21 protein-coding genes are annotated in these 25,155 nt (G+C 52.8%); 8 read left to right on the top strand and 13 right to left on the bottom strand.

The window, feature by feature from the left end; translation table 11 throughout:
* Positions 1–11: 11 nt before the first annotated feature.
* Positions 12–1,679, bottom strand: coding sequence for a GMC family oxidoreductase (locus ACQ0MK_RS12110; protein WP_430472822.1), 1,668 nt, complete (start codon positions 1,677–1,679; stop codon positions 12–14).
* Positions 1,680–1,888: 209 nt separating this feature from the next.
* Between ACQ0MK_RS12110 and ACQ0MK_RS12105 the strand changes: the two genes are divergently transcribed.
* The gene (locus ACQ0MK_RS12105; protein ID WP_430472821.1) at positions 1,889–2,800 is read left to right on the top strand and encodes a LysR family transcriptional regulator; all 912 of its coding nucleotides are present in this window, start codon (positions 1,889–1,891) and stop codon (positions 2,798–2,800) included.
* A 71-nt stretch (positions 2,801–2,871) separates the two neighbouring features.
* On the opposite strand, the gene ACQ0MK_RS12100 is transcribed toward ACQ0MK_RS12105, so the two are convergent.
* The 7 genes from ACQ0MK_RS12100 to ACQ0MK_RS12070 form a co-directional block, all read right to left on the bottom strand.
* Positions 2,872–3,720 (bottom strand): carbohydrate ABC transporter permease, encoded by an 849-nt coding sequence (locus ACQ0MK_RS12100; RefSeq protein WP_430472820.1) that lies wholly within the window; start codon positions 3,718–3,720, stop codon positions 2,872–2,874.
* Positions 3,717–4,610 (bottom strand): carbohydrate ABC transporter permease, encoded by an 894-nt coding sequence (locus ACQ0MK_RS12095; RefSeq protein WP_430472819.1) that lies wholly within the window; start codon positions 4,608–4,610, stop codon positions 3,717–3,719. The genes ACQ0MK_RS12100 and ACQ0MK_RS12095 overlap by 4 nt, the downstream gene beginning before the upstream one ends.
* Positions 4,611–4,712: 102 nt before the next feature.
* Positions 4,713–5,978, bottom strand: a complete 1,266-nt coding sequence (locus ACQ0MK_RS12090; protein ID WP_430472818.1) for an ABC transporter substrate-binding protein — start codon at positions 5,976–5,978, stop codon at positions 4,713–4,715.
* A 16-nt stretch (positions 5,979–5,994) separates the two neighbouring features.
* A complete protein-coding gene (locus ACQ0MK_RS12085; protein ID WP_430472817.1) occupies positions 5,995–7,119 on the bottom strand; it encodes an ABC transporter ATP-binding protein in 1,125 nt (374 codons plus the stop codon).
* Positions 7,116–7,901 carry a DeoR/GlpR family DNA-binding transcription regulator gene (locus ACQ0MK_RS12080; RefSeq protein ID WP_430472816.1) on the bottom strand — a complete coding sequence of 262 codons (786 nt, stop codon included), beginning with the start codon at positions 7,899–7,901 and terminating at the stop codon, positions 7,116–7,118. The genes ACQ0MK_RS12085 and ACQ0MK_RS12080 overlap by 4 nt, the downstream gene beginning before the upstream one ends.
* Before the next feature lie 248 nt (positions 7,902–8,149).
* Positions 8,150–9,103, bottom strand: a complete 954-nt coding sequence (locus ACQ0MK_RS12075) for an NAD(P)/FAD-dependent oxidoreductase (RefSeq protein WP_430472815.1) — start codon at positions 9,101–9,103, stop codon at positions 8,150–8,152.
* 362 nt (positions 9,104–9,465) lie between these two features.
* Positions 9,466–10,050 (bottom strand): TIGR00730 family Rossman fold protein, encoded by a 585-nt coding sequence (locus tag ACQ0MK_RS12070; RefSeq protein ID WP_350042083.1) that lies wholly within the window; start codon positions 10,048–10,050, stop codon positions 9,466–9,468.
* A 340-nt stretch (positions 10,051–10,390) separates the two neighbouring features.
* On the opposite strand from ACQ0MK_RS12070, the gene ACQ0MK_RS12065 reads away from it, so the two are divergent.
* The 4 genes from ACQ0MK_RS12065 to pssA all read left to right on the top strand — a co-directional run bounded on the left by ACQ0MK_RS12065 (position 10,391) and on the right by pssA (position 14,471).
* A complete protein-coding gene (locus ACQ0MK_RS12065; RefSeq protein WP_430472814.1) occupies positions 10,391–11,380 on the top strand; it encodes a hypothetical protein in 990 nt (329 codons plus the stop codon).
* A 234-nt stretch (positions 11,381–11,614) separates the two neighbouring features.
* The gene (locus ACQ0MK_RS12060) at positions 11,615–12,733 is read left to right on the top strand and encodes an Ig-like domain-containing protein (RefSeq protein WP_430472813.1); all 1,119 of its coding nucleotides are present in this window, start codon (positions 11,615–11,617) and stop codon (positions 12,731–12,733) included.
* A 179-nt stretch (positions 12,734–12,912) separates the two neighbouring features.
* Positions 12,913–13,611, top strand: a complete 699-nt coding sequence (locus tag ACQ0MK_RS12055) for a phosphatidylserine decarboxylase (protein ID WP_430476026.1) — start codon at positions 12,913–12,915, stop codon at positions 13,609–13,611.
* The gene (gene pssA, locus ACQ0MK_RS12050) at positions 13,611–14,471 is read left to right on the top strand and encodes a CDP-diacylglycerol--serine O-phosphatidyltransferase (protein ID WP_430472812.1); all 861 of its coding nucleotides are present in this window, start codon (positions 13,611–13,613) and stop codon (positions 14,469–14,471) included. The genes ACQ0MK_RS12055 and pssA overlap by 1 nt, the downstream gene beginning before the upstream one ends.
* A gap of 98 nt (positions 14,472–14,569) precedes the next feature.
* On the opposite strand, the gene ACQ0MK_RS12045 is transcribed toward pssA, so the two are convergent.
* Both ACQ0MK_RS12045 and ACQ0MK_RS12040 read right to left on the bottom strand, forming a co-directional pair.
* Positions 14,570–15,499 (bottom strand): hypothetical protein, encoded by a 930-nt coding sequence (locus ACQ0MK_RS12045; protein WP_430472811.1) that lies wholly within the window; start codon positions 15,497–15,499, stop codon positions 14,570–14,572.
* Between the two features lie 84 nt (positions 15,500–15,583).
* Positions 15,584–16,501 carry a TIGR02285 family protein gene (locus ACQ0MK_RS12040; RefSeq protein ID WP_430472810.1) on the bottom strand — a complete coding sequence of 306 codons (918 nt, stop codon included), beginning with the start codon at positions 16,499–16,501 and terminating at the stop codon, positions 15,584–15,586.
* A gap of 313 nt (positions 16,502–16,814) precedes the next feature.
* Between ACQ0MK_RS12040 and ACQ0MK_RS12035 the strand changes: the two genes are divergently transcribed.
* The gene (locus ACQ0MK_RS12035; RefSeq protein ID WP_430472809.1) at positions 16,815–17,486 is read left to right on the top strand and encodes a substrate-binding periplasmic protein; all 672 of its coding nucleotides are present in this window, start codon (positions 16,815–16,817) and stop codon (positions 17,484–17,486) included.
* Between the two features lie 99 nt (positions 17,487–17,585).
* Here the strand turns inward: ACQ0MK_RS12035 and ACQ0MK_RS12030 are convergent, their stop codons facing one another.
* The 3 genes from ACQ0MK_RS12030 to ACQ0MK_RS12020 all read right to left on the bottom strand — a co-directional run bounded on the left by ACQ0MK_RS12030 (position 17,586) and on the right by ACQ0MK_RS12020 (position 22,659).
* Entirely contained in the window at positions 17,586–20,780 is a 3,195-nt protein-coding gene (locus ACQ0MK_RS12030; RefSeq protein WP_430472808.1) for an efflux RND transporter permease subunit, read from the bottom strand.
* A gap of 26 nt (positions 20,781–20,806) precedes the next feature.
* Positions 20,807–21,970 (bottom strand): efflux RND transporter periplasmic adaptor subunit, encoded by a 1,164-nt coding sequence (locus ACQ0MK_RS12025; protein ID WP_430472807.1) that lies wholly within the window; start codon positions 21,968–21,970, stop codon positions 20,807–20,809.
* A gap of 104 nt (positions 21,971–22,074) precedes the next feature.
* Positions 22,075–22,659: a PadR family transcriptional regulator gene (locus ACQ0MK_RS12020; protein WP_430472806.1), complete on the bottom strand. Its 585-nt coding sequence runs from the start codon at positions 22,657–22,659 to the stop codon at positions 22,075–22,077.
* 338 nt (positions 22,660–22,997) lie between these two features.
* Here ACQ0MK_RS12020 and ACQ0MK_RS12015 point away from each other — a divergent pair, with 338 nt between their 5' ends.
* The gene (locus ACQ0MK_RS12015) at positions 22,998–24,314 is read left to right on the top strand and encodes a helix-turn-helix domain-containing protein (RefSeq protein WP_430472805.1); all 1,317 of its coding nucleotides are present in this window, start codon (positions 22,998–23,000) and stop codon (positions 24,312–24,314) included.
* Between the two features lie 42 nt (positions 24,315–24,356).
* On the top strand, positions 24,357–25,040 hold the full coding sequence (locus ACQ0MK_RS12010; RefSeq protein ID WP_430472804.1) for a methyltransferase family protein: 684 nt from the start codon (positions 24,357–24,359) through the stop codon (positions 25,038–25,040).
* Positions 25,041–25,155 lie beyond the last annotated feature (115 nt).

Raw genomic sequence — 25,155 nt, 5'->3', positions numbered from 1 at the left:
TGTCGTGCCGTCTATTGGCCTGACAAAATCCAGCCAGCAGCTTTTTCTGCGATCATAATTGTGGGTGAATTGGTGTTGCCGCTGGTAATTTCGGGCATCACGGATGCATCGACAACGCGCAAACCAGAAACGCCCTTCAGGCGAAGATGCGGGTCAAGCACGGCAGATGTGTCGTCCTTGTGGCCCATCTTGACGGTGCCAACCGGGTGGAAAATTGTCGTGGCGATGTCACCGGCCAGCTTGGCCAATTCTTCGTCACTTTGATATTGCACGCCGGGTTTGAATTCTTCGGGTTGATAGCGTGCCATGGCAGGCTTGGCCATAATGTCACGGACCTGACGCAGGCTGTCAGCGGCAACTTTGCGATCCTTATCGGTATCAAGATATCTTGGGGCAATTTTCGGTGCATCACGAAAATCACCAGACTTGATTTGAATGTTGCCACGGCTGGTCGGGTTCAGATTACAGACCGAAACCGTGATGGCCGGAAAATCATGCAAATCCCCACCGAAGGCCTCAAGGCTAAGGGGTTGAACATGATATTCCAGATTTGAATATTGCTGTTCAGGGTCAGAGCGCGTGAAGGCGCCCAACTGGCTTGGCGCCATGCTCATGGGGCCGGATCGGTTCAGCAAATATTCCAAACCGATCTTGGCCTTGCCGACAAGGCTGTTGGCCAGTGTGTTGAGCGTGCGCGCACCGCGCACCTTATAGACCGCGCGAATTTGCAAATGATCCTGAAGGTTCTCGCCGACATTTGGCGCATCAAGCACAACATCAATGCCATGCCGTTTCAAAAGATCCGCCGGGCCGATCCCGGACATTTGTAAAATCTGTGGCGAATTGACAGCCCCGGCGGACAGAACGACTTCTTTTTTTGCCAAGACTTCCTGCGATGTTCCTGTCCGGTTCACGATGGCACCGTTACAAACCAACTGGCCATCCGCCTTTTTAGCAAAGGTCAGTTTTTCGACCTGTGCTTCGGTCCAGACAGTCAGATTAGGGCGTTCTTTTACCGGCCGGATAAATGCCTTTGATGTGTTCCAGCGCCATCCGGCGCGCTGATTGACTTCAAAATACCCAATGCCGGTATTATCGCCGGTATTGAAGTCATCGGTTGGCTCGATCCCGTTTTCACCGGCAGCTGTGATAAAGCTATCAAGCACGTCCCAGCGCAGCCGCTGCTTTTCAATGCGCCATTCACCGCCATGACCATGGGTCTCGGAAAACGGTTTGCCCGTGGCCGATTTGGGGGCAGCACCCTTATCCAGCTTGTAGTGGTTTTCGTGACGTTTGAAGTCTTCAAGTGACTGTGTCCAGCCCCATGCATCTTCACCGGTCAGCTTGGCCCAATTGTCGTAGTCACGCGCCTGACCACGCATATAGATCATGCCATTGATCGACGAACACCCACCAAGCGTTTTGCCGCGTGGATAGCGCAAGACACGACCATTCAGCCCCTTGTCAGCTTCTGTTTCATACATCCAGTCGGTGCGTGGATTGCCAATGCAATACAGGTATCCGACGGGGATATGGATCCACGGATAGCGATCGGGTTTTCCGGCTTCGAGCAGAAGGACAGTGTTTGATGGATCAGCACTCAGTCGGTTGGCAACCAGACTGCCAGCAGACCCCGCGCCAATAACGATATAGTCAAACGTCGGGTTGGTTTGGCTCATTGTGGCGCGTTCCCTTTGCTTCTTTTTTAGCTGTTTTTCGCAAAGGATACTGCCTGAAACTAACGTGTGCATGACGGGCCATGCAAGATCGTTCAAGCCGTCAGTAACAAGCAGTTGTAACCCATCGCGAATATTGGTTGTTCATTTAGAGCCGAAGGGACGCACAAATCTAATGACAAAACTCGAAGAGCAATATTAAAGTTATTTATATGACCCGGTTTTCCAGCATCAATATGTTGCTTGCCTTTGTCACGGTGGCCCGTGAAGGCAGTGTTTCGCGTGCGGCAAACGTTCTTAATTTAACGCAACCCGCGATTAGCCATCAGATCAAACGACTTGGCGAAGAAACCGGCATTACCCTGTTTAAACGGACATCAACGGGGCTTCAGATCACCCTTGATGGTCAGGCGATGCTCAAAAAGGCCGAACAAGTTCTTGATGCCATGGACGAGTTTCGCCGCAGTGCCCGCAAGCGGGCGGGCAGCATCAGTGGAAAACTTCGCATTGGCACGATTGTCGACCCGGAATTTATCCGTCTTGGCCGTCTGTTAAGTCAGTTGCGCATTGATTTTCCGGACGTAGAGACCGAGCTTATGCATGGTGTCAGTGGTGACATCCTGACCGGTGTAAAACGCAATCAGATTGATGCGGGCTTTTACCTAAGCGGCCCGGATGTCGATGACGAGCTTGGCGGGGATACGGCGGAACCTGTATATGCGGTGAAGCTTGCCGATTTCAGTTATCGGGTGATTGCGCCGGTCGGTTGGGATAGCAGGATGGAAAATGCCGATTGGAAAGCACTTGCTGCCTTGCCTTGGATTGGAACAACGCCAGCATCTGTGCATTCCCGCCTTCTCAAACGCATTTTTAGTGAGTTTGACTGCGCACAAAACTCGGTCGCCCTTGTTGATCAGGAAGCATCCATGCTTGAAATGGTCCGGTCCGGTGTCGGGCTTAGTCTGTGTCGGGATTCAATTGCCCTGCATGAAAAGCAGACTTATGGCCTCGCAGTTTGCAAAGCCGTTTCAATTCCCGCATCGCTCAGTCTGATCACGATGGAACGCCGCAAGGACAATCCAACCATATCAGCCTTGCTGGATGTCCTGAAGGCGACTTGGTAATGGTCCGTTTTAATGCACCGAACCACAAAAGAAACCGAACAGGTTCATAGACCTGCCCGGGTGCGATTGCCCTAACGAATGCCCGCACGCAAGAACGCCTGAATAAACTGACGCTGGAAAATCAGGAACGCGACCAGCAAGGGCAATATGGTCATGATGGTCGCGGCACTGATCACGGAAATATCAACCCCGGTTTCAGGTGCACCAAACAGGGATAAACCAACCGTCAGTGGTCTGGTTTCGGGTGAGTTGGTGACAATCAAAGGCCACAGGAAATTGTTCCAATGCGTTGCGATGGAAACCAGCGCATAGGCCAGATAAACCGGCTTGGCCGCAGGCACATAAACCTTCCACAAAACCCCCATCCAGCTACATCCTTCGATCCGGGCGGCTTCTTCAAGTTCGACCGGTACGGGTTTGAAGGCCTGACGCAAAAGGAAAATACCAAACGCACTGGCCATATAGGGCAGACCAATGCCAAGGGCGGTGTCAAACAGACCAAGCTTGGAAACGATGGCGTAGTTTTCGACAATCAGCACTTCAGGCAGGATGAAAAGCTGCAGCAGAACAAGGATAAAGACCGTGTCGCGGCCTTTGAATTCGAACCGGGCAAAGGCAAACCCGGCCAGTGTGCACAGAACAAGCTGCCCGGCCAGAATGAGTGTGACGAGAATGACCGTATTTGCGAAATACCCGCCCCACGGCACGGCATTCCAGACATAGGTAAAGTTTTCAAACGTCAGCGGGTTTGAAAAATCAAGACCAAGGGCTGTGCCAGATGGTTGCAATGCCGCCCATGTGGCAAACAGCAACGGCGAAATCCACACAATGGCCAGAACCCAGGCGCCAATGGCATCCAATACCTTGTCATAACTTGGCAGGATCGATTTGGCTGTGCTGGCAGAGACAAGCGTATTCATCGGTAATGGGTCCGTTTTTCAACCAGTCGGAACTGAATGACGGCAACAATGCCAAGGGTCAGTAAAACAAGGATGGTCATGGCCGCAGCATGGGGACTGTCGAAATAGGAAAAGGCCATTTCCCAAATCCAATACAGGATCAGTTTCGATGCGTTGTTTGGCCCGCCTTTGGTCAGGATGAACAAATGATCGATCAGCTTGACCGAATTGATCATGGCATTGACAAACACAAAGATCGTGGTCGGCATCAAAAGCGGCAGGAGTACACGTCGCGTATAGGTCCAGCGACCTGCCCCCTCGATCCTTGCCGCTTCGCGTAAATCCGGCGGGATGGTCTGAAGGGCGGCCAGATAAAAGATCATGAAAAACCCGGATTCTTTCCAGATCGTCACGATAATCACCGATGCCAGTGCGGTTTCAGGTTGGCCCAACCAGTTGGTGGGGGCTGCCCCGAAAAACCCGGTGATCTGATCAATGACACCCAAATCAGGGGTATAAAAAAACAGCCATAAATTGGCCGCAGCAATCATAGGCAAAATGGTCGGCGTGAAATAGGCACTGCGCACGAATGATCTGGCCGGGATATGGGCATTGGCCCAAAGCGCCATGATCAAGGCAAAAATGATCGAAACCGGGATGGTCACACCAGCATAAATCAGATTGTTGGCAGCAACCGTCCAGAAGGTCGGATCAGCAAACAGATCACCATAATTATCAAGCCCGGCAAACACCGACGGACGGCGCGTGGTGCCACGGGTAAACAGGCTGTGCCACAGGGTCGCAATGGCCGGGTAAAAGGCAAACAAGCTCATGAGGGCCAAGGCCGGTGCGGCAAGCATCCAGCCATAAAGTGCCAGTCTGCGGTGTTGAAGTCGGGCCATTTCGTTCATGGTCAGAACGTCCGTAAAAAACGATGGAATGCATCAAATCGATAAATGAAAAGTGCCGAAGCGGGCATTGGGGGCCCGCTTCGGCGTGCAGATCGGCATTCCTTACTGGAATGCGCGCAGAAGACGAACTGCTTCGGCCTGGGCACCTTCAAGGGCTTCTTTCGGTGACTTTTCACCGGTCAAGGCCGCCTGAATGGCGTTGTTCAGACCGTCACGAACGCGTGCGGTGTCATAGGTGGAAAACTCGGCAACCGAAACTTCAAGCTGATCGCGGGCAACAAGGGCCTGCGGGAAGTCAGCAGCATAAGATTTCAGTGCTTCGGTTTCGTATGCATCTGGGGTGACACCAACATAACCGGTCGCAATCGACCATTCCGCGGCACGTTCCGGAGCGGTCATGTATTTGATCAACTCGATCGATGCTTCTTTCTGCTCGTCCGTTGAATCTTTGAACAGATAGAAGTTACCGCCACCGGTTGGTGAACCGGGCTTTTTATGTTTCGGCAGCATGGCAACACCAAAGTCAAACTTGGCTTCGCGTTTAACCGCCGACAGATTGCCGGTCGAATGCCACATCATTGCGGTCTGGCCCTGAACAAAGGCCTGACGCAGGGTTCCCCATTCAATCGTGCCTTCAGGCATGATTTTCTCATCGGTGGCAAGGCCGCGCCAGAATTCAAGGGCTTCAACAACGGCCGGATCATCGAAATAGGTTTCGGTGCCATCGTTGCTCATAAGCTCTTTACCGTTCTGAATGGCAAAGCATTGGAACATCCAGTACGGATATCCGGTCGATGGCACCATCAGGCCCCATTTACCGTCTTTGGAAAGAGCTTTACCGGTCGAAACCAGTTCTTCCCAAGTTTGCGGCGGCATTTCCGGATCAAGACCGGCTTCGCGGAACATGTCTTTGTTGTAGTACATGACAATGGTCGAGCGCTGGAACGGGATGCCCCATGTTTTGTCATCAACCGTGCCATTGGCCATCAGGGCCGGATAGAATGATTTCAGCCATTCTTTGTCTTCGGCGGTTTTGACAACATCATCAAACGCAACAATCAGGTCTTGCTCGATCAGGTCATAGACGTCGATTGAGAACATGACTGAAAGCTGTGCCGGATCGCCGCTTTTGATCGCCGATACAGCGCGCAAACGGGTGTCGTCATAGTTGCCGGCATAGATGGCGTTGACTTTGACGTCCGGATGTTCGGATTCAAACCCTTCGATCATGCCGTCAATCACGTTGGTCAGCGGACCACCAACAGCGATTGGGTAATACATGGTCAGTTCGGTCGCAGCAAAGGCAGGTGTAGCCGCCGTTGCCATCAATCCAGCCGCAAATGCGGCACTGGTTACGATCTTACGCATGGACATAGTTTCCCTGTTACAATGTCGGAATTGCAGTGTCAGTTTCGGTGTTCAAAGGTGAAACTTGCGCTGTCTGGCTGGTCTTCATCAGTGAAAGACGATGACCGGTTTCGCCATCAAACCAGTGGGCTGCAGCGCCAGCCCAACTGAGCGAGACTTCTGTCCCGGGCGAAATATGGACGCGTCCGGGCAGTCGGGCAGTTGCCCCATCTGTTCCGGGGATCGCGACAAAGACATATGTTTCTGCACCCAAAAATTCGCTGCCCGTCACAGTGGCGGCAATGCCCCAAGGCGCTTTATCCGGTTCGGTCGAAAGAGCTAAATCTTCGGGCCGGATGCCAAAGGTCAGGGTGTTGGCAGTCTGGCCTTCGGGGATGACATCTTCTGGCAGGGCGGAGGCGGGCAAAAGCGCCATTGGTGGACTGCCAACAAAACCGGCGGCAAAGGCACTGGCCGGTTGCAGATAAAGATCCGCCGGATTGCCAGATTGCTCGATCTTGCCATCCTTCATCAGGATAACAATGTCGGCCATGCTCATGGCTTCGGTCTGATCATGGGTGACATAGACAACTGTGATGCCAAGACGCTGCTGCAAATCACGAATGTCCTTGCGCACGGAATGGCGCAACTTGGCATCAAGGTTTGATAGCGGTTCATCCATCAGACACAGCGGATGACCAGCCACAATCGCACGCGCCAATGCCACGCGCTGGCGCTGCCCACCGGAAAGCTCGGACGGTTTGCGGTCTTCATATCCTTCAAGGCCGGTGACATTAAGTGCCTGGGCAAGGCGGGTTTTAATCTCGTCCTTTTGGGTCTTGCGGACCTTCAGCCCAAAGATGATGTTTTCCGCCACATTCAGATGCGGGAACAGGGCATAGGATTGAAACACCATCGAAAGGCCGCGCTTGGAAGGCGGGCTGTTGGTGACATCTGTGCCATCAATCAAAATGCGACCCTGATCGGCCGTTTCCAGACCGGCGATAAGACGAAGGGTTGTCGATTTGCCACAGCCCGACGGGCCAAGCAGAACAACAAAGCTGCCGCGCGGGATATCAATCGAAAGATCATGCACCCCGTTGCCGCCGTTAAACACGCGCGAGACGGAATGGATCTGGATAAAGGGTGTTTCGGCCGTCATTTAAGAACTTCGCTTTTTACAATGTGAAGGCGGGAACGGACGTCTTGTCGATCAAACAGCGGCGCAAACGGCCCATCGGGGATGCTGTCGACAACGACAATGTCCGGGTCGGTGATATGCCCGCCCTTGGCCGGGGCGGGGCGGCCAAATTTCGATCTGTCGGCGACCAGAATGGAATTGCGGCAATTCCCGGCAATCGCCTGACGCAAAGACACTTCGCGGTGGTCAAAATCGGTCAGCGTTCCATCGGGTTCGATCCCGCCAACCCCGAACAGGCCGTAATCGACCTTGTAATTGTTAAACATCGCTTCGGCGTCCGGGCTGATGACGTCGCGATCTGGTAAACGCAAAGTCCCGCCAGGAATAACAATCCGGTTGCCGGGATTGTTGCCAAGCGCCATGGCGGCATTCAGATTGTTGGTAATCACGGTCAGGTGGCGATGATCCACCAGATTAAGCGCGACCAGCTCCAACGTGCTGCCAATCCCGATCAGGATCGATGCCCCGTCGGGGATCAGATTGGCAACATGCAGCGAGATGGCATGTTTGGCGGCGATATTGGTGACTTGCCGACTGTCATAAGACAGGTTCATCCCCGGTTCACCGGCATATTCAACGCCACCATGGCGACGGCGCACCAGATTGGCATCGCTGAGCATATTGACATCGCGGCGCACGGTTTGCGGGGTGACGTCAAAGTGATCGGCCAGTGCATCGATCGAGGCAAAGCTGTCTCGGCGGAGAATGTCGATGATGTCGCGTTGTCGTGTTGAAATATTCATTTGATCGTTCAATTTGTTGCTTTGAACATGAAAGCGATCATACGCGGCTTCGTTGTCACTAAGATTTCAGAAGCATGACATTCAGATGAATGTTGGGCGGGAGGGTGAAAGCCGCAGAAAGGCTTGTGTTAGCGCAAGATGTTCACCTGAATGTCAGTTCAAACACCCTGTTGAACGGCGATTTGTGACAGAAATGCCGCCCGGATATCGGGCGGCATTGTACCGGTGTGGAGTTTGCTCGACCGGGATCAAGCAAAGATCAAAGATTGATGGGCACCAAATCCGGCCATGATCCCCGCGGCTGAGGCAAGGGTTGCATTATGACGGGCGGCCGCAGCATCACCGGCGGCAAAAATGCCGGGTACAGTGGTTTCCTGTGATGCATCGACTTTGATGAACGGGCCTTGTGGTCCGTCATCAAAGGCACAGCCAAGCAATTCGGCAACAGGAGACGGCATAGCGACTTTCGGTCCGGTAAAGACGGCTGTGATCGGCAAGGTACGCCCATCTGCCAGACGCACCGCTTCAAGTGTCGGGGCGGTTCCAAGAAGTGCGACCACAGGACTGTTTTCAATCGTGATGCCACGTTGCGCCATTTTTGCGCTCGTCTCGTCATCGGGCAGATAGACGCCTTGCGTGAAATAGGTTGTCGGCCCCCAATCGGGCAGCATCATTGCCTGATGGCTTGATTGGGGCATGGTGGCGATGACGCCGATCTGCTCGTCGCGGACTTCATATCCGTGGCAATAAGGACAATGCAGAACCGTCACACCCCAACGTTCTGTCATGCCGGAAATATCGGGCAGGATATCACGCACACCGGTTGCCAGAATGATGCGCCGTGCGGTGATGCATTCGCTGCCCTCGATCGTAATGTCAAAGCGCATGTCGCTGTCATGTGGACCTGCATGGGGTTCGGCATGGCTGACCAACCCGTCGCGCATGGTAACCGTAGGATAGGCCATAAGTTGTGATATCGCCGTTTTGCGAATTTCCGTCGGGCTTTTGCCATCCAGCCCCAGAAAGCCATGAGAGGTCAGTGCAAATCGATTACGCGGTTTGCCCGCATCCATCACACAGATATTGCGTCGGGCGCGGGCAAGCTGCATCGCGGCGGTCAGTCCGGCAAAACTGCCACCGATAATGGCGACATCAAATATCGGGCGGAGGGACGTTTCGTTGGAGATCGTTTTGGGGATCATGATCTTGGTCCTGTTTGTCTGGTCGGAATGCGATTTTGGCTATTCATGTAACTTTATAAGTAACGTAATTTGCGAGAGTCAATTATCTTGTAACTTTAAATGTATCGTGATTATGGAAAGTGACCGATTTCGCCAAAAAATAGGCGGGTGCAGCAGAGGATGAATGATGGATCACTCAACTCGTTATGCGCTGGCTGTCCGATAGCTGCATGGGAGACGATGATCAAAGACCGTCTTTGTTGTTTCGTTAAATCCGAATGGACAAAAGAAAACCGCCCTTGCGAAAAGGGCGGTTTGATCGGCTTTACGATGGTTGTTCAAGGCCGGGTTCTGTCGGTGTCTCCGCCAGATCAGGCGCAAATTCAGAACAGTTTCTCGCGCGGGTCGAATTTCGGGGCCGGTTCTGCGGCAAGTTGTTCAAAAATTTCTTCCAGCGTATTGGCAACCGTGAACAGGTTTTTATGGCTTTCACGTGCAAAGCCATCGGCAATGATGCCATCGATCATATCAAGGCATTTATCCCAATAGCCAAGGGCGTTGAAAAACACCATCGGGGTATCATGGATGCCAAGTTGACGCAGGGTCATGGCTTCAAATGCTTCATCCAGACTGCCAAGCCCCCCGGCAAGGGTGACAAAGGCGTCGGATCGCTTGAACATTTCGACTTTGCGTTCATGCATGGATTTGCACACGATCAATTCGGAAAGGCCGGTATGGCCGACTTCGATATCGTCGAGATGTGCGGGGATAATGCCGACCACTTCGCCGCCATTCTTCATGACAGCATCGGCAACAGCCCCCATTAGGCCAATGCGGCCTCCGCCATAGACCAGCTTGATGCCGCGTTCGGCCATCATTTTGCCAAAGGCGATGGCATTTTCCATGTGACGGGGATCTTTGCCGTCTGATGCGCCACAGAATACACAGATTGATTTTACATTTGTCATGGCAACCTGCCTTTTGCTTTTTGTTTCGCAGGTAGCGGAGCGCAGCATCAAGGCCGCGCACCCGTCCTCACATTGACCATAGCCGATCAAACCGGCCTTGGGGCAGGAATTTCCGCATGGCAGCATTTAAATTTTAATGACGTGATCGCGCCGCATTTTCGTTGCTTTTACCTGCAAAAAGGCCAATCAGGTCTGACAGCTTGATTAATCGCGCATGTTTCGCCTGAGGGTTAACAAGTTATGAACCTGATTGTGGGAAGGCTAGTGCAGCCGGACCAGCGCAGCAGGAAAACGTCTTGCTGCGCATTCATGAAACAAAAAGAAGGCAGGATCGCCCAACGTGTTTGTCGACAACCCCTTTATTCTCGCCATTCTGGTATCGGGTATTATTGCCGCCGTTCTGATGCTTGCCCTGTGGCTTGGTCTGGATCGCGCGGTGGCGCGGCGTCTGGTACTTGGGGCGATTATTCCGGCAGTGACTGTTGCCGTACCTGCGGCCATCGGCTTGCCTGAAACCGCGCGTGATGGTATCGGCGCGGCGTTGTTGATGTTGGTCCTTGGTGGTGTGTGTGGTGCGATCCTTGATTTTGCCAAACTATCAGAACGCACCAGTCTGATTGTTGCGATCCTTCTTGTTGTTCTTGGTGCCTGGCTGGTTCTTGCCGCCCCGGTAAGTGGTCTTTCCTATCATCCGTTTGCGGTTAAAGTGCTGGCTTGGCTGGCATTCCTGATTGTTGGCGCGACTTTCCTGTGGGTCACACGTCCCGACTTTTCCGAAGATGAAGACCCGTCTGCCGCATCCGGGAAAGCCAAGAAAACCAAAGCAACCCGCGCAACCAAGGCCAAAACGGCCAAGACAACCTCAACAGACGGATCACTTGATTTGGCAAGCATCGCCAAACCCGGACCGGTGGCCGTCTTGATGACGCTGGCTTTGGGGCAGGGGATCATTGCCGATCAATTCGGATTGTGGGATCACGTGGTGTTTCAGGCCGCCCTTTGGATCGCTCTGGTTGTTGCCTTGGTGTCTGAAAAGGCCGCCCCACAATATCGGGTTGCTGTTTGGCTTGGCGTTGTCAGTGCGTTGATGGCTAGTGCCGCAGCGGTCATGATCAGCATGCCTGCATCGTGTGTTTCCTTTGCCGTGCTGCTTTTGGTGGTCTCGGCGGGCCGGGCCGGACCACGGCTTGCAGCCCACATTCCGGCGGGAAACCCGGCACAGGCGGTGATACTGGGCAGCGTGATCCGGTTCGGGGTTTTGGCCCTGCCACTGATCATGGCAGCATTGGTTGCCTATGTCGGTGCGCAGATGGCGGGAACCATTTCCTAGTGACCGTCCCTAATGTTTATGCAAACAGACTGATTCTATTCATCTTTACCTAACGGTTGCACGATATCGTTTGTTCGTTACGTTATGGAAACTGTGGGCTGAAAGTAGTACAAGTTTCTAATTAACGCGTCGAAGCGGGTTGTTTGAGGGGAAGATGGCAAGCAATACCAAGGCTTTCGATGCGACCATGGGGCTTGGCCCCGATAACATAAACATCGTTCAAGGATATTTCCGGTGAAACGACCCTATATCCTCGTCATTGTCGGCGTTGTACTGATCATTGCAGCGATTGCGCTAAATTACATGCTGACCAAGAGTGCGGATGAAGAAACTGCACCGGAAGCAATGCAACCGCCTGCGGTTTCGACCACTGAAATGTCAGAGGTCCCGACCACGGAACCGGACTCGACGTCGGAAACGACGGCGCCGGCGATTACCAATCCAAGCTTTGATGTTGTGCGCATCGGCCCGGATGGAAATGCTGTGATTGCCGGTCGTGCGGAACCCAACAGCAAAGTGGTTATTCGCGAAGGTGACGAAGTCATCGGCGAAGCAACTGCGGATGAACGCGGCGAATGGGTTGTCCTTCCGGGCAAACCACTGACAAGTGGGGATCGTGAACTGTCGCTTGAGTCCGAAGACGAAACTGGAAAAATCAGCAAAGCTGATGACAAGGTTGTCGTCCTGATCCCGGATGCCAAACCAGCACCCGCACCAAGCGATACCGGAAGTTCTGAGACGAAGCCTGTCGAAGAACAGCCAATCATTGCTCTTAAAGTCCCATCAAACGGCGACGGTGCGGCCACTGTGTTGCAGGGCCCGACAGCGACGCCCGAACCGGCAATCGAAACGGCTGAAGCAACGCCGAAGGATGGTGATGAGCCAGCCGCAAAAATGCCGCGCCTATCGATTGATATTATCGATTACGACACAGAAGGTCGCGTTGCGATGTCGGGTAAAGCCGATTTGGATCATACCGTTCGGATTTACCTTGATAACAAGCATGTTGGAACGGCGCCATCTGATGAAAACGGGAATTGGGCGCTGACCATTGGCGAGCCGATTGAACCGGGCAATTACACGATGCGTGCCGATCAGATTGATGCATCCGATAAAGTCACCGCACGTGTGGAAATTCCGTTCGAACGGGCCAAGCCGGAAGAAATTCTTGAGCCGGGGTCACGTTACGTCGTTCAGCCGGGCAACAGCCTATGGCGGATTGCGCGCCGGACTTACGGCGATGGCCTGAAATATTGGGTCATTTACAATCAGAACAGCAAAAAAATTCGCGACCCTGATCTGATTTATCCTGGGCAGATATTTGCACTGCCGAGCGAAGAAAAAGCTCAGTAAGTATCGCTTTTCTTTTCGAAGGGCAGAACACATGATAAGTGTGTTCTGCCCTTTGTTTTTATGAGGGCGATACAGTTCTGCAGGGTTGCGTTGCCCTTTGTCATCACTAGATGCTAAGAACGCCCCCGCATGGTACCAATGGTGCCGAATTGATATGCCCAATCCATGGCAACCAGGGAATTAAGACTTTGAAATCCGTTCTTGTGCCGATTAATCCTGAAGGCTGGAAATTCGTAGCAATTTTCGCGGCGATCACTTTGGGCCTGTTCCTGATTGCGGAACCGCTGGGCTGGATCGGTGTGATCCTGACATTGTGGTGTGCTTATTTCTTCCGTGATCCAGACCGCATCACCCCGACCGATGAAAATCTGGTGATCTCGCCGGCAGATGGCCGCGTATGCATGATTTCGCAGGCGCCGTTGCCCAAAGAACTGGAACTTGAAGACAAGACCCCGCGTACGCGCGTGTCGATCTTCATGAATGTGTTCAACGTCCATGTGAACCGTTGCCCGGTCAATGGCGAAATCATCGGCGAAGCCTATGTTCCGGGCAAGTTCGTCAATGCAGAGCTTGATAAAGCATCTGACAATAACGAACGCCAGATCCTTCTGGTCCGTGACAAAGAAGGCCGTGAGTTCGGTGTGGTTCAGATTGCAGGCCTTGTTGCCCGTCGAATCCTGTGCGATGTCGGAACCGGATCACAACTTAAGGCCGGTGAGCGTTTTGGCCTGATCCGGTTTGGTTCACGTGTTGATGTGTATTTGCCTGAAGGTGTTTCGCCGAACGTGATTGTCGGTCAAACCACGATTGCGGGTGAAACTGTTCTTGCCGATGTTTCGGTCAAGGGCAAAGAAGCCGCAGTCGGGGAGATCCGCTAATGGCTGGCGGCATCGAACCTACCCGTCGTCCGCGCCGCTTTAAGGCCATGTCGTTAACGCGGCTGGTGCCCAATGTTGCGACGATGATGGGCATGTGTGCCGGTCTGACCTCGATCCGCTTTGCGATGCAGGATCGATGGGAGGCCGCCGTTGCCGCCATTCTGATTGCCGGGATCATTGACGGTCTTGATGGCCGTCTGGCCCGCATGCTGAACGCGTCAAGCCGCTTTGGTGCTGAACTTGACAGCCTGTCGGACTTTGTCTGTTTTGGCGTTGCACCGGCGATGATGCTGTATTTCTGGTCGCTCCATGAATTTGGATCAATCGGTTGGGCATTGTCGTTGCTGTTTGCGGTTTGCATGATGCTTCGTCTTGCACGGTTTAACACTCAGATGCTTGGTGAACCGGAATTACCAACATGGGCCTATCGTTTCTTCACCGGGGTTCCGGCCCCGGCGGCCGCGGCCCTTGCCATGTGGCCAATTGTTCTGACGTTCCAGTTTGGTGAAGGCATCTTTGACAGCCCGTATATCGTCGCACCTTATGGTGTTTTGATTGCGTGTCTGATGGTGTCGCGTCTGCCGACCTTTAGTTTTAAAAAGGTCAAAGTCCCGCGTGCGTGGGTCTTGCCCTTGATGTTGGCATTTGGCGCGTCGGTTGCGTTTCTGGTGTCTTCGCCGTGGCTGACTTTGTCTGCCATCGCCGCGATCTATTTCATCACCATGCCGCTATCTTATCGTTCCTACCGCCGTATGGGGGTTGAGAACCAGCAGCATATCGATAAGGTCGATGAAGAAGATGATGACGGCGAACCTGATGATGACCCTGATGAGGGCCTTAATCGCGTTCATCAGAACTGATTTGATTTTCGACAATCTGAATTTGAAAGCCGGCAGAAATGTCGGCTTTTCTATTGATGCAAGTGGCAGCGCGAACAGCTTGTTTCAGGGACGGGGTCCTATTGATCAACCTGCTGGGATTGCGGATCATTTATGCCTGCCACGTAGCGTTTAAGGGCCTGCTGATAACGGACTTGATCGGCGTTCGAAAGTGATGATGAATAGAACTTCGTCCATGGCATGTCAGGATGTTGTGCGACCATCGCGTTGATGGCAGTGACAATTTCGTTGCCAGTTGCGGTTTTGCTACACGCAATTGATGCTGGCAACAGTTGGTTATTACCCGCGATTTGCCAGCTCGAAAATACCGTGTCGGGCAGTTTGGTACGGCGGTAATATTCCGCTTCAGCCGGAAGGTACAAAGTCCAATCCATACGGCCAAGTGCGATAAGTTGCAGGAAATTGGCATCATTGCCGATCTGACTAATGCGTGGATTGTCTTTATGATCATGCACGATGCGGTCAATAACCGGGCCATAGGATCGTTTTGAACGTAAGCCACCATTGAGCTTACCTTCCGTGATCATAAGGTCGAGATCGACTTGCCCATTTTCGACCAGAAAGGGTTTCAGTTTATGATCGCGTGAGGCATCAACAATCAAGCTAACCGGCAAGTGAGGCAGAATCGTGTGAGTGAAATGCAATATTTTCTGACGTTCAGGGGTTGGGTTCAGGCCGATATTGCAAAAGGTTCCGGCCCCTGTAATCGTTTTCAGCAGTCGGGCCAAAGGAACGATTTCTTTGTGATGGGTGTAGTCGGGAAGCTGGTCGGCAAACCAGTCAAGGATATCAACCCCGTATCCTGTGATTTTGCCGTTGGTTTCTAACATTGCGGGTGGCAATGGCGTTAAGGCCCAAACGATATCGCCTTTTTCAGCACTGTGCGCAGCAGAACCAGCCCCGTTTATCACAAGACTGCAAAGGCAGATTATAGATGCCGACAATCCACGATGAAACGCACGTAAAAGGCCTTGGCCAGTGGGGCGCATTGCCGGTGTCTCCGTTCAATACTATGATATGAGTAATATGCTTATAAGGGTATTGGACGGAACAATTGCAAATACTTGTTAAGATTATTCTTGAGTGTTCGCGCGGCTGACTGCCGGTCGGTATTCAAGGCGGGCTTCGTACTGATTTGAACTGATATATTGCGATTTGGCAGCATTGAACCATTCCCTGTCTGGTGGACTTAACCATTCGGTATAGAATTTTGTCCAGGGCATGGCGGGGTTTTGGTCAATAATTGCGTTTATGTCCGCGATGGCCTTTCGCCCGGCGGGCGTATTGGCACAGCCAATGGTCGCCATCAACAATGTCGTATTCCCGGCAATCGGGAGCGCCTTGATTTCAAGGTTCGGGGTGCGTTGCCGACGGTAATACTCGGCCTCTGACGGAAAATAGAGTGTCCAGTCAATTCGATCCAGTGTCAGCATACGCATGAACTTGGTGTCGTCAGCGGCTTTCATGATCTGTGGCGCGTTCTGATGAAGGGCAAGTGTAGCATCGACCTGTCTGCCGTAAGCCCGCCCGATACGAATTGCGCTATTGAGGTTTCTGTTGGCCAGCAGGCGATCAAGTTCGATATGACCTTGTGTGCTCAGGAAGGGATCAAATATTGGTTCATCTTTGGCCCTGATTACGACAGAAACGGGCAGATGAAGCAGAATGGTTTTGGCAAAGACGATATATTCGCGCCGTTCCGGGGTTGGGATCAGGGTTGTTGAACACCGTATCTGGGATGATCCACTTCGCATTTCTGCCAGAAGCCGAGCAAGCGGCACATGCAAGATGCTATGTTTATAGTTTGGTAGCTGGTTTACGAACCAGTTCTGGGTATCTGCCGCGTAGCCCCGAAGAGTGTCACCATCGTTTATAAAGGCGGGGGCAAAAGGTGGTACAGTCCAGGTAAATGTCGGCGTGCTGACGGGCGCCTCTGCAAGCGCGTCAGAGGCATTTGGGGCGCAGAAAACCGCCATCAATGACAAAATCAACTTTCTTGCTATCTTACTGGAACGCCAAGCCATACCAGATCCCCAATCTCAAGGTTTCGTTTCTTGTTACTCTTAAGGGTAGGATAGAAGAGTAAACCTTAGGAAAGTGTGTAGTTAAGTCGGCGGTAACCTTGATCTGCATAAAATGAATCACACTTATAAAAAGATAGTATCTTTGAGAGATGCAATTATGCGGGCAACTCAGCCTCAGGTAGTTTTTAAGCGCGCAACCTTGGTTTTGCTGGCTTTGCTGGCTGGCATGGGCCCCGATAGTGTGCACGCTTCTGACAACACTGTGGGCGAGGTTACCGTCATGACCACAGTCTTCCCGCCCTATGTGATGTATAGCGATCAAACCGGCGAGGCGTCCGGGCCAGCGGTCGATACCGTCAGAGGCGTTTGCTTGACGGCGGAGATCACCTGCAATGTCCGGGTCGAACCTTGGGCGCGGGCATATGCCACAGCATTGGAAACCCCCAACACATTGATTTTCAGCGTTGCCCGGCGTCCGGATCGTGAAGACAAGTTCCACTGGATCGGTACGGTATCTCCCTATCATGTCAGGCTTTTTTCTCTTCGGGAGTCTTCGGTTCCCGAGGTTGCGGACTGGCATGCATTAAGTTCATTTCCAGTTGCAGGGCAGCTCGGTGATGTAAAAGCCCAGTACCTTCAAAATGCCGGGTTCGATGTCGAGTTCGTTCCTTCTGCCGAAACGACAATCCGGATGTTGTATGCCGGACGGGCGATGCTGGTCGCTGGCGACTCATTATCCTTGCCCTATCGGGTTCGCGCGCTGGATATTGCCGATGAAGACCTGCACATTGTTGCCCAGATACCAGAACTCTCGACCGAGCTTTATCTCGCAGCCAGTTTATCAACCGATGCCTTGCTGGTTGAAAACCTGCGTCAAGCACTGGACGAATTAAAGCGTAATGGAAGTTACGAGCGTATCTGGTCGCTCAGCGGTGTTGCGCCGACCAACTAAAATTCCGTTTTATTGGTTTCCAAAAGATCACCGGCCCCCGGGGAGGGGGCCGGTGTAACCGCGCGGCGGGGTCGGGGGAATAGTCGCGCGGCTATGGGGTCAATTGGTTGTTTGCGGTCTGATCTTGGTCATGAGTGCGGACACATGTTTTCTAACCCACGGTCGGAGTTTCCGAAGACCGCCACCAAGCTTGTGACGCATCATCAACGCACAGGGCGTAAAGATCAGTGTTAAGACCGTGGCAAAGGCCAGACCAAACGCAATCGATGTTGAAAGCTGTACCCACCACTGGGTGGAAGGGGCGCCAACCGATACCGCACGTTCCGCAAAATCGATATTGATCTGAAGTACCATCGGCACCAGACCAAGAATGGTCGTCACCGAGGTCAGCATCACCGGGCGCAAACGCTGCGCACCGGTTTGCAGGATCGCATCTTCGATGCTGCCTGCGGTATGTTTTAACCGATCAAATGTATCGATCAGAACGATGTTGTTGTTCACAACAATCCCGGCCAGTGCGACAACACCAATCCCGTTCATCACAATCGAGAACGCCTGGTTCGTGATCATAAGGCCCAAGAACACACCCGCTGTCGACATGATGATGGCGATCATGATCAGAAGCGAACTTGAGATGCTGTTGAACTGGGTCACCAGAATGATGAACATGATGAAAAGGGCGACGGTAAAGGCATTCACAAGGAAGTCTGCCGACCTTTGTTGTTCTTCATCCTGTCCTTTGAATTCGACCGAAACACGCGGATCGATTTCAAGACCGGCCATCCATTCTTTGACTTCACCCAGTTTGGTATCAACCAGAACGCCATCAAGAACATCGGCCTTGACCGTCAGGGAGCGGCGGCTGTCAACACGCGACAGGGTGCCGGTTTTAAGTGTTGGCGTGCGGGTGATGAAATTGGAAAGCGGTACCAATCCTTTTTCCGTCACGATCTGAAGGTTTTCCAACTCGTCAAGGGATCGATATTGGGCCGGATAGCGCCCGACAATATCAATTTCCTCGGTTGAATCATCCGGGCGGTAGGTCGAAAAATTGATCCCGTTGGTCACCAGTTTGACGACATTGCCAATCTGGTTGATATCGGCACCAAACTTCAAGGCCTGTGCGCGATCAACGGTGTATTCCCAATCAATGCCGGGAGGCGATTTACCGTCTTCGAAATTATACAGCCCGCCCATATCTTGCAAACCTGTGACAAGTTTGGTCGCGGTTTCATCAAGAAGTTCAGGGTAGAATGACCGCAGCTGGATCTGGATATCCTTGCCTTGCGGGGGGCCTGCTTCCTGTTCGCTGACTTCGATCTGAATACCGGCAAGATCGGCCGTTTCGGTCAGAATGTGTTTTTCAATTTCGGTTGCCTTGGGGCGTGCTTGCCAATCAGCATATTCAAGCTGAATGACACCAATCACGTCCTCGGAGGCTTCGTTGCCACCCGCACCATTGCCCGAACGGGCATAGACCGTATCAAACCAGTTCTGGCCTTCATGATGGGTATCAAGGGCCAGAATGCGGTTTTCAACTTCTTTGAGCAACGCATCCTGTTCGAAATAGGACATATTGCCACGCGCACGAACCTGAACAATGGCGACTTCCGGCTCGACCGATGGGAAAAACTCCACCCCTTTGCCAAGAACGCCAAAGGACGCCCAAACCGAAATCAGAATGCCAAAGGCCGCAGGCACAACGATCCAGTAAAAGCGAAGCGATCCTTTAAGCATGCGGATATATAAACCGGTGCCGCCTTTAACCTTATGGATTTCTTCGGCATGATCGGCGGCAATTGCCTCAAGGCTTTCATTACTGTCACTGCCCGGTTTACCAAACCACGCACCCACCGTTGGCACAAAGATCAGTGCCATGGCAAGCGATGCGGTCAGGGTAAACAGAACCGTAATCGGCAGGAACTTCATGAACTCGCCGACCACATCCGGCCAAAAGGCCAAGGGCAGAAATGCGGCAAGCGTTGTTGCGGTTGATGCGATAATTGGCATGGCCATACGTTTGGCCGCCAGTGGATAGGCTTCGCGACGGTGCAGGCCATCAATCATTTTGCGATCGGCATACTCAGTCACAACAATCGCGCCATCCACCAGCATCCCGACAGCAAGGATCAGGCTGAACAGCACAACGATATTGACCGTCATGCCCAATCCCCACAGAACAAGGATTGCAGTCAGGAACGATCCGGGAATGGCAAGGCCAACCAAAAGCCCCGAACGCCAGCCCAGCGACCAGATGACAACAACCATCACCAGCAAGACCGCAAGGATCACACTGTTCTGCAGGTCGGTCAGCATGGTGCGGATGTCAGATGATTTATCCTGCGAATAGCTGACCGTCAGATTGGGCGGGAAGGCTTGTTGGGCTTCGGCGGTGGTGGCTTTGATCGCATCAATGACTTCGATGATGTTTTCGCCAACGCGTTTGGACACTTCAATCGCAATCGCGGGTTCACCATTTAGTCGGGCAAAGCTTTCGGCATCCTTGAATGTGCGTCGAACATCACCGATATCGCGGAACCGGATGACGGAATCGCCATCAACAATCAGCGGCATATCAAGAATGTCATTCACACTTTCAAACAGGCCGGGAACCTTGATGTTAAAGCGGCCCGTGCCGGTATCAACCGAACCGGCAGCAACCAGCGCGTTTGAGCTTTGAACAAGTGAAACAATATCAATGCCGTTCAGGCGATAGGCCTCGATTTTCATCGGGTCGATGATGAATTCGACCAGTTCTTCACGGTTACCGGCCAGATTGGCTTCAAGCACAGCCGGAAGACCTTCGATGGAATCTTTAAGGTCACGGGCCACGCGCAGCAAAGCACGTTCTGGAACATCCCCCGAAAGTGTCACCACCAAAACCGGGAACAGCGACAGGTTCACTTCGTGAACTTTGGGCTCGTCGGTATCTGCGGGTAATTCGGATTTGGCGATATCAACCCGCTCGCGCACGTCGGCCAAGGCTTCGTCGATATTAACATCGGAATAAAATTCAAGCGTCACCGATGCCCCGTCCTGATAGGACTGGGACGTCATTTCCTTCACACCTTCGATGGATCGTAATTCCTGTTCCATCGGGCGCAATAGAAGGCGTTCGGCATCTTCGGGCGAAACGCCTTCATGATGCATGGTGACATAAAGAACCGGAATTTGAACGTCCGGGTCGGCTTCCTTCGGGATGGTGTTATAGCCAACCCAACCAGCAGCAAGCAGCAGGACCAAAACCAGAATGACGGTACGTGATCGATGTAACGCATGATCAATCAGGGACATTTTCGTAATCTCCTCATGTCACGCGTTTAATGCGCGGATTTTTCTGACAGGGTGGTGGTGCTATCAGGATCCGTTTTTTCAGGCTCTGCCAGAATGGGCAGGCCGGTGCCATCGGTTTCAAGATGGACAACATCAACAACCGCCCCTTCCTTGACCCAATCATGACCAACGACAATCAGTTCGATTTCCTGGGGAAGGCCACCGATCCAAACCCGCTCACGGCTGCCGCCCTGAAGATCAATCGGCAGGAATTCAACTTTGGTGTCGTCAACAACTGTCCGCACGCCAAGCTGACCTTCATCGTTCAGGGTCAAAACGGATGGCAGAACCTGATGGGCGCGTTTGGTGCCAACCGGAATTTGCAGTTCTGCGGTCATGCCATCGGGAATGCGCAAATCCGCATTGTCGATTTCGACCTCGACCCGGAATGTGCGGGTATTGTTATCGGAAACACGTGCGGTATAGCGGACAATACCGTCATGTTGCGTTCCATCATACAGCGTGACATTGGCCAATTGTCCGAGGTCAATTGCGCCAATCGAATGTTCGGGAACATGGGCCACCACAAGCATCGGGTCGGCTTGGATCATGGTCGCAACCGGATCGCCAATTGATAAAAGGTCGCCAATGTCAGCCGGGCGGTTTTCAACAATACCGTCAAACGGGGCACGGATTTCGGTGTTGTTTAATTCTGTCCGGGCAATCGACAGGTCTGCACGAGCTTCTTCCAGCAGGGCCAGGCTTTGTGCGACGCCGGTTTTGGACCGGTAGTCTTTTTCCGCCAAGCTTTTTGACGCGGAATTTTCAAGTTCACGCTGGGCGACAAGGGCGCGTGCCTTGGCAACGCGTGCCTGACGGTCATCAACCGACAATTTGGCAATTACGTCGCCTTTTTTGACGGTCTGGCCCTTGGTCGCGCCAATTTCGGTGACCCGTGCTTCGGTTTCGGCACGGATTTCGACCGAAATGACGGCTTCGGTTCGGCCAGAAATTCTAAGATAGTCAACATGATCGACTGCCGTACTGGTAATGGTGCGCACACTCGCATGGGGCTTGGTGTGTGCGGCACTGGTTTCCTCAGTGGATTGGGCTGCTGCCTGTTCTTCGACGTCATCGTCGAGATAGGCGCTGCCGATCCAGATAATGGTTCCCAATACCAGCAAAATGGCAATCAGGCGTGAAGCATTCATGTTTTTGTTCCCTCAAATATTCCAGTGGCGGAATGCGTCTTAGGCACTTCGTCGGCACGTCTTAGGCGTGTTTTAATTCAAGGCTTGTCGGACTTATGGTCCGATCAGGATTTGTTGGCCTTGAAGTTTCGCAATTCTTCAAGCAGTCCCTGTTTGTTTGCCTTGATGAATTTCAAGGTCGCATCGCACATGGCCTGCCCCAAACCCGCAACAAAACAACAGCCCGGATTGGGTTTCCCGTCTTCATCACGGCCATATGTCGACGTGCTGGCATGTTTGTCGGTATTCTCAGGATCGATTTGCTGGCTCATCATTTCATGACGGGCGGCAAACTCGTCAATCAGGGCTTCGGTCAGTTCAATCGGCATTTCTTCGGCAAAGGTCAGCATGAACAGAATGTCGGATCGATAACGGTCTTCGGCCGGGCGTGTTTGCAAAAGGGTGCGCAGGAACGTGCGTTTTCCGTCCGGGGTCAGATGATAAATCTTCTTGTCCGGCCGGTTTTCCTGTTCATGCTCGACAAACGTGACCAACCCGTCCTGGGTCAGTTTGGTCAATGCCGGATAGATGGAGCCAAGCGACGCGATCTGAAAATGGCTGAACGTGCCATCTTCAAACATCTTGCGGATTTCATATCCGGTCGCTTCACCCCCCATCAGGGCGCCGAGGCAAAGTGTGCGTACGTCCATATTCTGTTCTGTATCCTTACAAGCTTTGCGAACCAATCGCCGTCCAGCGGGGAAAGATGCCAGAACAGGTGTATCAGTTCGATATATGTCGAATTATTATATATCGAACTGATATAGTCAATCAAAGATGGTCGAAATTTTTATGACAATCTTTCTATCAGGACGATCTATGGCGGTGTCGTGTTACAAGATGCATGGAAATGCTGTGGCCTTGCGTCCGTTTGTGCATAGTCGGACGCCAATTGTGTCCGGTTGTGCGTATTGAAACGATATAGCCGGTTTGAACACTTAAATCGGCATCTTCACTGACGTAGAAAAAAGATCAGGAGCAGGCCGGGATGGCTGGTTGGACAGAATATGTAAATGTCACGGTTGCGGTCATCGGATTGGTGCAGGCGGTGTTTCTGTGCTTGCTGTTACGCTCAGAAGGTGTGCGGGCCTTTGGTGCTAATCGCTGGATGATGCTGTTCATTGCCGCGATTGCGTTCAACCTGATCGAAGACGTTACCGAACAATTCGTGACCGAAGATCTGGGACGGATATTCGATCTGTTCTTTGATCCGATCAATTTTATGATCGCACCGGCGATCTACCTTTATTTCCGTGAAATCTCAGGGCGACCGTCGAGTCAGCCATGGGTTCACTTTATTCTGCCATTGCTGGTGATGAACCTGATTGGATGGGCGATCACGCATGATGGTGGCAGTCCTGTCGTCTGGTCGGGTGGATACAGAACAGGCGATGTCGTGGGGGCGTTTAGCTGGACGGCGATCTTTATTCAGATCACGCTTTATATTGCGTTGATCTGGCGGGTGACTTGTCATTATTTTCGCCAGACGCAGGAACAGCTCGGGGCGGATCGCAAGATTATGCGCCGCTGGCTGAGTGTCATTCTGGGGGGCTTGACGCTTGTTTTTGTCACCGTTGCGGTTGGTCGGATCGCTAGCTTTTATTTCCCCCAAGATACCGAGATGTTTGGCACCGAAATCGCGTTTGTCTTGGTTTTGTTTGCCATGAGCTATGAAATCGCGACCAAACCGGCCTTGTTCGTTATGGATGATTGGTTATCTGATCACGATATCCAAACTCGGTCGGGCATTCAACGCGCCACTTCGAATGCGCAATCCTCTCCGACGGAACACACCGAGACATCGGAGACCAATACGGTCCCGATAAGTTCTGTATTAGATACGGCAGTCCGGCCTTTGCTGGATGAAGACGGGGTGAGCCGTGCGCTTGCGCAGCTCAAAGACATCCAGAAGCGCGGTGATATCTTGCTTGATCCGCTTGTTTCCCTGCCCAAACTTGCCCGTGCGGTTGGTCTGACCCCCAATCAGCTTTCCTATGTCCTGAACCATCAGGTCGGGCAGAGCTTCTTTGATTTCGTCAATCGGGCGCGTATTGCCGAAGCCCGCGCGGTTTTGCTGTTAGAACCGGACCGGACGATTTTGGATATTGCGCTGAGTGTCGGGTTCAATTCGAAATCCACCTTTAATCTGGCATTCAAGAAAATGACCGGGGAAACGCCAAGTGCAGTGCGTGAAGCCGCACGGTTATCCGAAGAACTGGGCGATTGCGGCAAAGCGGACACCCCGTCCGACATCACATCCGAACGACCGGATGCGCAGCAACGGACGCCAAAAGCAGCCGTATAACGATAGGGCTTCTGCAGTTTTATTCTTGCAGGAGCCCGCTTCATGTCCCGTCCATCTTCAACCTGTTCAATCGATGACCCAATCACAATCCGTTCGCCTGACCCTGCTCCTGATGTTGCGGCGTTACAGGTCCTGCAGCGTCGCCGCAAACGCGTTCTTCGGTTGGGCGTCTTGATCCTGCTGGTGGGGGTTGCGGGCAGTCAATCACTGGCACATCCCGAAAGTCAGCTCCACGATATGATCGAGGCGATCGGGCTTTGCGCGATTGGGCTGTGCATTTTTGGACGTGGATGGTGTTCGCTGTATATCGGTGGGCGCAAGACGGCCGAGTTGGTGACCACCGGACCTTATTCAAGCTGCCGCAACCCGCTTTATGTTTTCAGCATGATCGGGGCTTTTGGTGCCGGGGTGCAGACCGGCAGTGTGATGATTGGTCTGGTGTTTGCAGTTGCCTGCTGGTGGGTGTTTCGCGAGGTTGTCCTGCGCGAAGAAGCCGTCCTGACAGAGCGGTTCGGCGCGGCCTTTACAACGTACCGAAATACGGTGCCGCGTTTTCGACCGACCTGGTTTCGCTGGGATGCCCCGGAAGTATTACAGTGCAAACCGGCCCTGTTTTTAACCACCACGCGCGATGCCCTGTGGTTTCTGGCCGCCATACCGGTGTTTGAAGGCATTAAAGTGATGCAGGAACAGGGATGGATAATACCATTGATCCAGTTGCCGTGATCGGCATAAGTCCGTTTAAGCCCAAGAATAGGGGGCAGAGACGCTGGGACGCGATCTAAGTCTTGTACCTGTAATATGCCCGGTTTCTTTTGGAAGTCCCCCGGCCGGTATTGGC

It is taken from the genome of Thalassospira lucentensis (assembly GCF_050516545.1).
GTDB classification, from domain to species: domain Bacteria; phylum Pseudomonadota; class Alphaproteobacteria; order Rhodospirillales; family Thalassospiraceae; genus Thalassospira; species Thalassospira lucentensis_C.
Note: the sequence above shows the minus strand (reverse complement) of the source record. Positions and strands in the feature narration are given on the sequence as shown.